5 protein-coding genes are annotated in these 11,877 nt (G+C 60.2%); all 5 read left to right on the top strand.

The features are described from left to right. The first annotated feature begins 168 nt into the window (after positions 1–168). The 5 genes from rpoB (at position 169) to fusA (ending at position 11,735) form a co-directional block, all read left to right on the top strand. Positions 169–4,032, top strand: coding sequence for a DNA-directed RNA polymerase subunit beta (rpoB, locus tag PLJ71_21400; protein HQM51246.1), 3,864 nt, complete (start codon positions 169–171; stop codon positions 4,030–4,032). Between the two features lie 3 nt (positions 4,033–4,035). Next, positions 4,036–8,166, top strand: a complete 4,131-nt coding sequence (gene rpoC / locus PLJ71_21395) for a DNA-directed RNA polymerase subunit beta' (GenBank protein HQM51245.1) — start codon at positions 4,036–4,038, stop codon at positions 8,164–8,166. Positions 8,167–8,342: 176 nt separating this feature from the next. Continuing rightward, entirely contained in the window at positions 8,343–8,765 is a 423-nt protein-coding gene (gene rpsL / locus PLJ71_21390) for a 30S ribosomal protein S12 (GenBank protein ID HQM51244.1), read from the top strand. Between the two features lie 107 nt (positions 8,766–8,872). Continuing rightward, positions 8,873–9,346, top strand: a complete 474-nt coding sequence (gene rpsG / locus PLJ71_21385; protein HQM51243.1) for a 30S ribosomal protein S7 — start codon at positions 8,873–8,875, stop codon at positions 9,344–9,346. Positions 9,347–9,638: 292 nt separating this feature from the next. Next, on the top strand, positions 9,639–11,735 hold the full coding sequence (gene fusA / locus PLJ71_21380; protein HQM51242.1) for an elongation factor G: 2,097 nt from the start codon (positions 9,639–9,641) through the stop codon (positions 11,733–11,735). Positions 11,736–11,877: the final 142 nt, after the last annotated feature.

Genomic DNA, 11,877 nt, shown 5'->3' with positions numbered 1-11,877 from the left:
TTTCTGTATCGCTTTCTTGACATGGGATTCAGAATTTGGTATGTTTCTTGTTTGCGCCACTCGAGGTGAAGTGTGTCTGCGAGAAGAATCCCAGTACTTCATAAGGCCGTAAACCGTTCTTTTGGCTCACTCTCTAAAGGTTTGTAGGACAACCAGAAGGGTATTCGTATGGCTGTTGCTCCCGACAAATCAATTGACCGTTCGTCGCTTGGCCGCGTTCCCGACGTGATGGAGTTGCCGGATCTGATTGAGATCCAGACGAAGTCGTACGCGGACTTTCTGCAATGGGAGGTTCCGCCGGACGAGCGCGAACTGAAGGGCTTGCAGGAAGTGTTCATGGATGTCTTCCCGATCGCGTCGCCGGATGGATTGACGCGACTGGAATTCGTTCACTATTCGTTTGCGCCGCCAAAGTACACGGTCCTCGAGTGCCAGGAGCGGGGCCTGACGTACGCGGCGTCGCTGAAGGCGCTTCTTCGGCTTGTAAAATACGAGGAAGTGGGGACTACCAGCGATTTGCGCGAACAGATGATGGTTGAGCAGGAGGTGTTTCTCGGGGAACTGCCGATGATGACGCCGACGGGCACCTTTATTGTGAATGGCGCCGAGCGGGTCATTGTGAGCCAGCTTCACAAGTCTCCGGGGGTGTCTTTCGAGACGAAGGTTCATCAGAACGGGAAGGTTCTGTTGACTGCGCGCATCATTCCCTACCGGGGGGCGTGGCTCGAGTTCGAGTACGATGTAAACGACATTATCTGGCTGACGATTGATCGTCGTTCGAAGATCCTGGCGACTACGTTTCTGCGTGCGTTTGGGATTGAGGAGAACGATGCGATTCTAAAACTTTTCTATGGAACGGATGCGGTGAAACTGGGCCGCACGCGGGTCAAGATCGGCAGCAAATCGTATGCTCCAGAGGATCTTCTGGGGCGGATGGCCGCGGAAGATGTGGTGGATCCGGAAACGGGCGAGGTCATTGTAGACGCGGCGGAGGAGTTGACGGAACTGATTGTCGAGCGGCTGATGGCTTCGAATGTCCGGGAATTCAGCGCTATCAAGCAAGAGGATCTTGCGCGCGACCCGTCTCTGGCCCAGACCTTGGCACTGGACCCGAGCCAGACCCAGGAAGACGCGTACCGCGAGGTGTACGGGCGGATTCGTCCGGGCGATCCTGCGACGGATGCCACGACCCGTTCGTTTTTCCAGCGGATGTTTTTCGATGCGAGCCGTTACGATTTTGCTCCGGTAGGGCGGTACAAGATCAATCGGAAGCTCGGCCTGGAGACCCCGCAGGAGACCAAGACGCTCACCCAGGAAGACGTTGTGGCCACGCTGCAGTATCTTGTGAAGCTGCGTAGCGGCGAGGGCGTGCTGGACGACATCGATCATCTTGGCAACCGTCGTGTGCGGGCGGTGGGCGAGTTGCTCGCGAACCAGGTGCGGATCGGTCTTGTGCGCATGGAGCGCACGGTGCGTGAGCGCATGAATTTCCAGGACGACGACCAGTTGAGCCCGCAGAATCTGGTGAACCCGAAGCCGGTGAGCGCGGTTATCAAGGATTTCTTTGGCCGCAGCCAGTTGTCTCACTTCATGGACCAGATCAATCCGTTGGCGGAATTGACCCATAAGCGGCGTTTGAGCGCGCTAGGCCCTGGGGGTTTGAGCCGTGAACGGGCGGGGTTCGAGGTGCGCGACGTTCACGCGACTCACTACGGGCGAATCTGCCCCATCGAGACCCCGGAAGGCCCGAACATCGGTTTGATGGCGTCGTTGTCGACCTATGCCCGCATCAATGAGTACGGTTTCCTGGAGACGCCGTACCGGAAAGTGGAGAACGGGCGGGTTTCAGACGAGGTCGAGATGTTATCGGCATATGATGAAGACAATTACATCATTGCCCAGGCCAACGCGCCGCTGGACAAGCGCGGCAAGTTCGTCAATCCGACGGTGCTGTCGCGCCACCGGGGGGATTTCCCGCAGGCCGACCCGAGCGAAGTGGACTACATGGACGTTTCGCCGAAGCAGCTGGTGAGCGTGGCGGCCGCGCTTATCCCGTTCCTGGAGCATGACGACGCGAACCGCGCTCTGATGGGGTCGAACATGCAGCGGCAGGCGGTGCCGCTTTTGAAGACGGAAGCGCCGCTGGTGGGCACGGGCCTCGAGCGGGTCACGGCCAAGAACGCCGGCACGGTGGTCAAAGCGGACCGTTCGGGCGTGGTCGAATATGCGGACAGCGACGTGATTCGCGTTCGTCATACGAAACGGGGGCAGGGCCCCGATGAAAATCCCTTCCGTTCGGAGGAGGATGTGTACCGCTTGAAGAAATTCACGCGGTCCAATCAGAACACCTGCATCAACCAGAAACCGATCGTGAACAGAGGCGACAAGGTTGAGGCGGGCGAGATCATCGCGGACGGTCCGGCGACGGATGGCGGAGAGCTGGCGCTGGGGCGGAATGCGCTGGTCGCGTTCCTGCCTTGGGAAGGGTACAACTTCGAGGACGCCATCCTGATCAGCGACGATTTGGTGAAGGAGGATGCGTTCACCTCGATTCACATTCAGGTATTCGAGCTGGAGGCGCGTGACACGAAGCTGGGTCCCGAGGAAATCACACGGGACATTCCGAACGTCAGTGAGGATGCGCTGAAGAACCTCGACGAGTCGGGGATAGTGCGTCTGGGCGCGAAGGTAAAGCACGGCGACATCCTGGTGGGGAAGGTCACGCCGAAGGGCGAGACGGAGCTGGCCCCGGAGGAGAAGCTTTTGCGGGCCATCTTCGGCGAGAAGGCCGAGGATGTGCGCGACGCATCGTTGACGGTGCCTCCGGGCGCCGAAGGCGTCGTGGTGGATGTGCGGGTATGCAGCCGGCGCGAGAAGACCGACAGCGGTTCTCGCGGCGCGATCTCGGCCCAGGTGGCGAAGGTGAAGCGCGAGTACCAGGAGCGGATCAACGAGGTGCGGGCGACATTCGTGAAACTCCTGAAAGACGACATGATCGGGCTTCGCATTCTCGAGGACGTGGTGGACCACAAGACCGACGAGCTGGCGCTCGAGAAGAGCAAGAAGGTCAAGGTCTCGCATCTCGAGAAGACGGATTACGGCGTATTGGCCCGGTTGCGGGTGGAAGACAAGAAGCTCCAGCAGAAAGTGACGCGGCTGGTCAACATGGCCGCGATGGAAGAGGCGAAATTGATCGCGTTTCGCGACAGCCAGATTGAGATGCTGCGAAAAGGCGATGAACTGCCGCCGGGGGTCATCAAGCTGGTGAAGGTGTTCGTGGCGACGAAACGGCGGCTCTCGGTAGGCGACAAGATGGCGGGGCGTCACGGGAACAAAGGCGTCATTGCGAAGATTCTTCCGGTGGAAGACATGCCGTTTCTTCCGGACGGGACGCCGGTTCAGATTGTACTGAATCCGCTGGGCGTGCCTTCGCGCATGAACGTGGGCCAGCTGCTCGAGACGACGCTGGGCTGGGCGGCGAAGTGCCTGGGGATGAAGGTGGCGACGCCCGTGTTCAACGGGGCTTCGGAGAGCGTCATCGGCGAGTTTACGGAAAAGGCCGGTTTGCCGGACAACGGCAAGATCACGATGCGCGATGGCCGGACCGGTAAGCCTTTTGATCAGCAGGTGACGGTCGGGTACCTGTACATGATGAAGCTGAATCATCTGGTAGACGATAAGATTCATGCCCGTGCCATAGGGCCGTACTCGCTTGTGACGCAGCAGCCGCTGGGCGGTAAGGCGCAGTTTGGCGGCCAGCGGTTTGGCGAGATGGAGGTGTGGGCACTGCAGGCGTACGGCGCGGCATATACCCTCCAGGAGCTTTTGACGATCAAGTCGGACGACATTCAGGGCCGCACCAAGGCATACGAGGCGGTGGTCAAGGGCGACAGGGATGTCGAGCCCGGCACGCCGGAATCGTTCAATGTGCTGGTGCGTGAAATGCAGTCGCTGTGTTTAGACGTGATAAAACTGGCCCGCGTTGAAGATGGCACGGATGTGGACGAAGACGAAGAAGAGGTGGAGGGCTAAACCTTGTCGAAGTATGTTCCTACGACGAGTGAACGGTTTGATGCGCTGCAGATTCGCCTTGCTTCTCCCGAGGAGATCCTGAAATGGTCCCGGGGAGAAGTGAAGAAGCCGGAGACCATCAACTACCGGACGTTCAAGCCGGAGAAGGACGGTCTTTTCTGCGAGCGCATTTTCGGCCCTGTGAAGGACTGGGAGTGCGGCTGCGGCAAATACAAGAAGGTGAAACACCGGGGCATCACGTGCGATCGGTGCGGCGTGGAAATCACGGAGTCGAAAGTGCGGCGCGAGCGGATGGGATGCATCAAGCTTGCGGTGCCGGTTACCCATATCTGGTTTTTCAAGACGACGCCGAGCTCGATCGGCAACTTGCTGGATCTTTCGATCCGGGTCCTCGAGAGGGTCATTTATTTCGAGAATTATGTGGTGATAGATCCGGGGGACACCAGTCTCGAGAAGATGAAGACCCTCACGGAAGACGAGTATCAGGACGCCCGGGAAGAGTGGGGCGACCGTTTTGTGGCCAAGATGGGCGCGGAGGCGATCAAGCTGCTCTTGGAGGAGATCGACGTCGATACGCTCAGCGCCGAATTGCATAACCAGGTGGCTACGACGACCTCGATGCAGGGGAGGGCGAAGGCCATCAAGCGGCTGAAGGTGGTTGAGGCGTTGCGGAAATCGGGCAACAACCCCGCGTGGATGGTGCTGGACGTTATTCCGGTCATCCCGCCGGATCTGCGCCCGCTGGTGCCGCTCGAGGGCGGCCGCTACGCCACGAGTGATTTGAACGATCTGTACCGCCGCGTCATCAACCGCAACAACCGGCTGAAGCGGCTGATCGAGCTTCGGGCTCCCGAGGTTATTCTGCGCAACGAGAAGCGCATGCTCCAGGAAGCGGTGGACGCGTTGTTTGACAACGGGCGTCATGGGCGGACGGTACTGGGGGCGGGCAACCGCCCGCTGAAGTCGCTCAGCGACATGCTGAAGGGCAAGCAGGGGCGGTTCCGCCAGAACCTGCTCGGGAAGCGCGTGGACTATTCGGGCCGTTCGGTGATCGTTGTAGGGCCCGAGTTGAAGCTCAATCAGTGCGGCCTGCCGAAAAAGATGGCCCTTGAGCTGTTCGAGCCGTTTATTATTCGCGAGTTGAAGGACAGGGGGATTGCCTCGACCATCAAAGCTGCCAAGCGGACGATTGCCATGGGGCGGGCCGAGGTGTGGGATATCCTGGACGAGGTGATCAAGGATCATCCCGTATTGCTGAACCGCGCACCGACGTTGCACCGCTTGGGCATTCAGGCGTTCGAGCCAGTGTTGATCGAAGGCAAGGCTATCCGGATTCACCCGTTGGTGTGCGCGGCATTTAACGCGGATTTCGACGGCGACCAGATGGCGGTGCACGTTCCGCTGATGCCGGTGGCGCAACTCGAGGCCCGGCTGTTGATGCTTTCCTCGACGAACATCTTCTCGCCGTCGACGGGCCGTCCCATCACGACCCCGAGTCAGGATATCGTGCTGGGTATTGCGTATATCACCAGAGCGCGCAAGGGGGCGAAGGGCGAGTGGCAGCCGGAGTGGAGCGGGCCGGATGGCGCGATCCTCAATCCGGGAAAGGTCTATCCGGATTTGGAATCGGTGCTGGTGGCGTATGAGCTTGGCGAGGTCGATCTGCACGCTCAGATCAAGGTTTGGCATGAGGGGGCGGTCGTCGACACGACGGTTGGGCGGGTCATTTTCAAGGAATCGCTTCCGGAAGAGATCAGCCTGCATGATGTGAACCGGGAACAGACGCAGGGCACCGTTGGCGATGTGATTGCCGCGGCCTATCTGAAACTGGGGCACAACAAGACGGTCGAGCTGCTTGATGCCCTCAAGCGTACCGGGTTCAAGTATGCGACTCTTGCCGGTTTGTCGATCGGGGTGAGGGACCTGATCGTGCCGCAGACCAAGGCGGACCTGATCAAGCAAGCCAAGGATGCGGTGGCGCGTATTGACGAGATGTATCAGAACGGGCTCATCACTGAGGGCGAGCGTTACAACAAAGTCATCGATGAATGGACCACGGCGACCGAGTCGCTGACTGTGGCAATGCTGAAAGAGCTCGAGACCAACGAGCAGGGCTTCAGCGGCATCAACTTGATGCTGAAATCGGGCGCGCGCGGCAACAAACAGCAGATTCGCCAGTTGGCGGCGATGCGCGGCCTGATGGCCAAGCCGTCGGGCGATATCATCGAGTCGCCGATCACCTCGAATTTCCGGGAAGGCTTGACGGTGCTCGAGTACTTCATTTCTTCGCACGGCGCGCGCAAGGGTCTTGCGGATACGGCGTTGAAGACGGCGGACGCGGGATACCTGACCCGCCGGCTGGTCGATGTCGCCCAGGACGTCGTGATCGAGGAGGACGACTGCGGGACGCTCAATGGGGTTTGGGTGGAGCCGCTGATGGATGGGGCGGAAGTAGTGCAACCGCTCGAAGAACGCATCGTCGGGCGTTATCCGCTGGACGATATCACGGTGCCGGGCGAAAGCGAGCCAATCGTGCGCGCTGAAGAAGAGGTCGACGAGAACAAGGCGCGGCTCATCGTCGAGAAGGGGCTTCCCGGCGTGCGCATCCGTTCGGTTCTCACATGCGACTCGAAGCGCGGTGTTTGCGCGAAATGTTACGGCCGCAACCTGGCGACGGGCGACCTGGTGGAGATGGGCGAGGCCGTTGGCATCATTGCCGCTCAGTCCATCGGCGAGCCGGGCACGCAGCTCACCATGCGCACGTTCCATATTGGCGGCGCGGCGAGCAGGCAGGTTGAATCGAGTGAAGTGCGCCTTGCCGACAGCGGCGTGATTGAATTCCGCAACGTGCGTTTGGCGACAAACCGCGACGGCAAGCGGGTCGTGGTGAATCGCGGCGGCGAGGTCGCTCTGATGGATGAAGAAGGGAAAGAGATCCAGCGCTATGCGGTGCCGCCGGGTGGTTTGCTGCATGTGGAAGACGGGGCGGCCGTGAAAAAGGGCAAGCTTCTGTACGAGTGGGACCCCTACAATGAATCCATCGTGGCCGAGGCGGCCGGTACAGTGCATTTCGAGGGAATGGTTGAAGGCGTGACGATGCGCAAGGACATCAACCCGGACACGGGTCTGGAAGAGCGCGTTGTCACGGATCACAAACAGGACTTGCATCCACAGATCACGATCCTGGGCAAGGAGAATGAGGTCTTGGCCTACGCCACGATTCCGGCGCAGACCCATGTGCTGGTTGCGGACGGGGCCAAGGTCATGGCGGGCGATCTGCTGGCGAAGACGCAACGGCAGTTCAGCAAGACCACGGACATCACGGGCGGTCTTCCTCGCGTGGCGGAGTTGTTTGAGGCCCGCCAGCCGAAGGATCCGGCGGTGATCAGCCATATTGACGGGATTGTGGAGCTGGGCGGCGCGACCAAAGGCATGCGTAAGGTCAGAATCATTCCGCCGGTGGGCAAGGAGCGCGAGTACACCATCCCGCCGAACAAACGTCTGAACGTGCAGGCGAACGACCGCGTGTATGCGGGACAGCGTTTGACGGATGGGCCCGTGATTCCGCAAGACATTCTGGAGGTGCAGGGCGAGGAGGCGCTTCGCAAGTACCTTCTCGACGAGATTCAACAGGTCTACCGGCTCCAGGGCGTGAGGACGAATGACAAGCACATCGAGGTGATCATTCGGCAGATGTTGCGGAAGGTGCGAATCAAGGAGAGTCCGGGCGATACGCCTTTCCTTGCGCATGAGGAAGTGGACCGGATACGTTTCCAGGAGGTCAACCAGCAGATTGTTGCGAAAGGCGGCATCCCGGCGGAAGCGGAGCCGATTCTGCAGGGCATCACAAAGGCGGCCTTGAGCACGGAGAGCTTCTTTGCGGCGGCGTCGTTCCAACAGACTACTCGCGTGCTGACGGATGCGGCACTTTCGGGCAAGCGGGACTATTTGCGCGGCCTGAAGGAGAACGTGATCATCGGTCACTTGATTCCCGCGGGCACGGGCAGCCGTCACTACGAGAATGCGCAGGCCGTGTTGACGGAGGACGCGGGAGAGGACTTCGCGGAGGAGCTTGAGGTGGGTCCGGCGACGGAAGAGCCGGACATTGACGAGGCGGAGGATGCCCTCGCGTAGGCGCCTGGAAATGAGCCGGGCGCAAACTTGTTGAAATGCTTGACATGCGGGTATTTGTGTGATAAACTCACCGGCCGCTGTCTAGTGGGAGTGTTGTGCGCGAAAAGCGGCGCAAAATGCACGCTTCGCGAGGTGCCGCAGACGCTCTAAAGCACGTTATAGCAAGGAGAAAGGTTTTGCCGACGATTAATCAGCTCGTGCGCAATTGCCGGAAACGCAAGACGAACAAGACAAAATCTCCGGCGTTGAAGGGATGCCCGCAAGCTTCGGGAACCTGCACGCGCGTGTACACCATGACGCCGAAGAAGCCCAACTCGGCTCTTCGGAAGGTCGCCCGTGTGCGTCTGAAGAACGGGATGGAGGTCACGTCGTATATTCCGGGAATCGGGCACAATCTGCAGGAGCACTCGCAGGTGATGATCCGTGGAGGCCGTGTGAAGGACCTTCCCGGTGTGCGGTACCACTTGATTCGCGGCGTGCTGGATGCCAGCGGCGATATGGGTGGGTCGGCGAGCAAGAAAGAAGAAGACGGCAAGCCTGTTCATGACGGGCGCTGGGTGAGCCGTTCGAAATACGGGGTGAAGAAGCCCAAGGTGTGAGTGTGCGCTGCGCCGGAACCGGCGCGGATGAATTTGTAACGGGAAAGTAGGTTGGTGCCGTGCCCGGCAGGGTGGCGGCCACAAGAGTGAAGGGATAGGCGTTTCCAATGCCAAGACGACGCGAGGTTCCCAAGCGGGTACTGCTTCCGGATCCGAAATACAAGAGCCCTTTGTTGGCGAAGTTCATCAACACGGTGATGGTATGCGGGAAGAAGAGCGTGGCGGAAGGCATCGTGTACGGCGCGCTCGATGTTCTTAAGAAGAAGCTTCCCAATGAGGATCCGATCCGGGTATTCGAGACGGCCATTGATAACGCCAAGCCCTTGCTTCAGGTGAAATCGCGCCGGGTCGGCGGCGCCACCTATCAGGTGCCCGTCGAGATAGCGCCCGCCGTCCGCACGGCTCTGGCGTTCCGTTGGGTTATAGAGTTTTCGCGGAAACGCGGCGAGAAGACCATGGCGGAAAGGCTGGGCGCGGAACTGCTGGATTGTTTCAACCGGCAGGGCAACACGATTAAGCGGCGGGAAGATACGCACCGGATGGCCGAGGCCAACAAGGCCTTCGCCCACCTGCGATTCTGAGTTCGGCAGGGTCGGGCCAACGCATATACGAAGGTTTGAAACGGCGTGTCGCGAGTGGGGGGCTTTTGTGCCCCGCGCGAAGGCGCCGGTGAGTTTAGATAAGGGTAGCGCGGCGAGGCGTATGGGCGCCCGGGCGCGTACAGTTGAATCGCTAAACGCACCAGCAGGAACCGTTGAGTGCTGCGAGAAACAACCAGTGGTGACGCACATAGGACAGAAGAGTTGGACGGACCGGACGAGTCGGCTTACCGATTCGTTTGCGGTGGTCTTATAACTCTCTGAAAGGGGTCTTATGTCTCGGCGTTTTCCATTGGAAAGAACTCGTAATATCGGCATTGCCGCGCACATCGACGCGGGCAAGACGACCGTGACGGAGCGCATCCTGTTCTATTCGGGGCAGGTCCACCGCGTGGGCGAAGTGCACGAAGGCACCGCTACGATGGACTTTATGGCCCAGGAGCGTGAACGGGGTATCACCATCATGTCGGCGGCCACCGCGTGCACGTGGAAGGATCACCGCATCAATATCATTGACACGCCGGGTCACGTGGACTTTACGGCGGAGGTCGAGCGGAGTCTGCGGGTTCTTGACGGCGCCGTGGCGGTGTTTTGCGCGGTGGCTGGCGTGCAGTCGCAGTCCGAGGCAGTGTGGCGTCAAGCCCTGCGGTACGGAGTCCCCCGGATAGCTTTCATAAACAAGATGGATCGTGTGGGGGCGGACTTTGACCGCGCGGTGGAAAGCATGCGGACGCGCCTTGCGGCGCACCCGGTGCCCGTTCAGATACCCGTTGGCAAGGAATCCGGTTTCCGGGGGGTCATCGACCTCGTTCGGATGCGGATGGTCACGTGGCAGGGCGAGGGCGTCGATTGCACGCAGGAGTTCTGCGAAATCCCGGCGGATTTGCGTGCAAAGGCCGAAGAAGCCCGGCATGATCTTCTTGAAGCTGCCGCGGAAGCGGACGAGCGGGTGATGGAAAAATACGTTCATGAGGAACCCATTGCCGAAGAAGAAGTTGTCGCGGCGTTGCGCAAAGGGACGGTAGCCAACCGGTTTTGTCCGGTATTGTGTGGCTCGGCCCTGAAGAATAAGGGCACGCGGCTTCTGCTGGATGCCGTGGTGGATTACTTGCCGTCGCCGGCGGATGTGCCTGCAGTGGTCGGACATAGGCCGGGCGAGCCGGAGAAGCAGGTCATCCGGCACCCGTCGGATGACGAGCCGTTCTCGGCCCTTGCGTTCAAGATCTTGACGGATCCGCACGTAGGGCGCCTGACCTTTCTCCGGGTGTACTCGGGTGTGGTCAAGGCGGGCCGGCAAGTGCTGAACACGCGGACGGGCCGTAAGGAACGTCTTGGCCGGCTGCTCGAGATGCATGCCGATGAGCGCACGGATCTCGACGAGCTGCGGGCTGGAGATATCGGGGCCGTAATCGGGGCCCGGAACACAACCACGGGGGATACGCTGTGCGACCCCGGCAGGGCGATCGAGCTTATGCGGGTCGTGTTTCCCGACCCCGTGGTACATGTGGCCATTGAGCCGCGAACCAAGGCCGACCAGGACAAGTTGTCCGATGCCTTGCAGAAGCTGTCGGATGAAGACCCGACGTTCCACGTGCGGGTGAATGAGGAGACCGGGCAGACGATTATTGCCGGCATGGGGGAACTCCACTTGGAGATCCTCATTGACCGGATGCAGCGAGAGTTCAATGTCGCTGCCAATGTCGGCAAGCCGGTCGTGGCTTATCGGGAGAGCATTCGCGCGCGGACGGAGACGCGGGTGCGGTTCGCCCGTCAGACGGGCGGCCGCGGCCAGTTCGCCGAAGTCGAGCTGGCCTTTGAGCCCGGCGAAAAGGGTTCGCATTTTGTGTTCGAGAACGCGACGGTTGGCGGGAGCGTGCCGAAGGAGTTCGTGCCGGCCGTCGAGAAGGGTGTTCGTGAGACGCTGGACACCGGCGTCGTGGCCGGTTATCCAGTAGTGGATGTGAAGGCGATTCTGCTGGACGGCGCTTATCACGAAGTTGACTCGTCGGACTTGGCATTTCACACGGCGGGTGCCATTGCGGCCCGGCAGGCGATCCCGAAAGGGCGGCCGGTGCTGCTGGAACCCGTGATGCGGATCGAAGTGCTTTGCCCGGACGAATACACCGGCGAAGTGGTGACGGATTTCAGCGGGCGCCGCGGCCGCATCGACGAGATGGAACTGGACGGGAAGACGCGGAAGGTGCTGGCCTTTGTGCCGCTTGCGGAGATGTTTGGCTACGCCAATGACATCCGTTCGCGAACGCAAGGGCGGGTAACGCACAGCATGGAGTTTTCGCATTACGAAGAGGTTCCGGCGAACATCGCCAACGCCATTATGGAACATACCGGCGGAATGTTCCGCTTTGAATAGATAGAAACGAGCCGATTCAGGAGATAGACAAGGCAGACCGCGGAGGCCTGAGAGGTCGAGCAGCCCGAAGGAATCGAAGGAGAGAACCATGGCCAAGCAGAAATTTGAGCGGACGAAGCCGCACGTGAACATTGGCACGATT

This window comes from Candidatus Hydrogenedentota bacterium, from assembly GCA_035416745.1.
Classification (GTDB): domain Bacteria; phylum Hydrogenedentota; class Hydrogenedentia; order Hydrogenedentales; family SLHB01; genus UBA2224.
The sequence above is the reverse complement of the archived record's forward strand: the minus strand, read 5'-3'. Positions and strand labels throughout refer to the sequence as shown.

Coding starts and splice junctions, on each gene's coding strand:
- rpoB (HQM51246.1), top strand. CDS start 169: ATGGCTGTTGCTCCCGACAAATCAATTGACCGTTCGTCGCTTGGCCGC.
- rpsG (HQM51243.1), top strand. CDS start 8,873: ATGCCAAGACGACGCGAGGTTCCCAAGCGGGTACTGCTTCCGGATCCG.
- fusA (HQM51242.1), top strand. CDS start 9,639: ATGTCTCGGCGTTTTCCATTGGAAAGAACTCGTAATATCGGCATTGCC.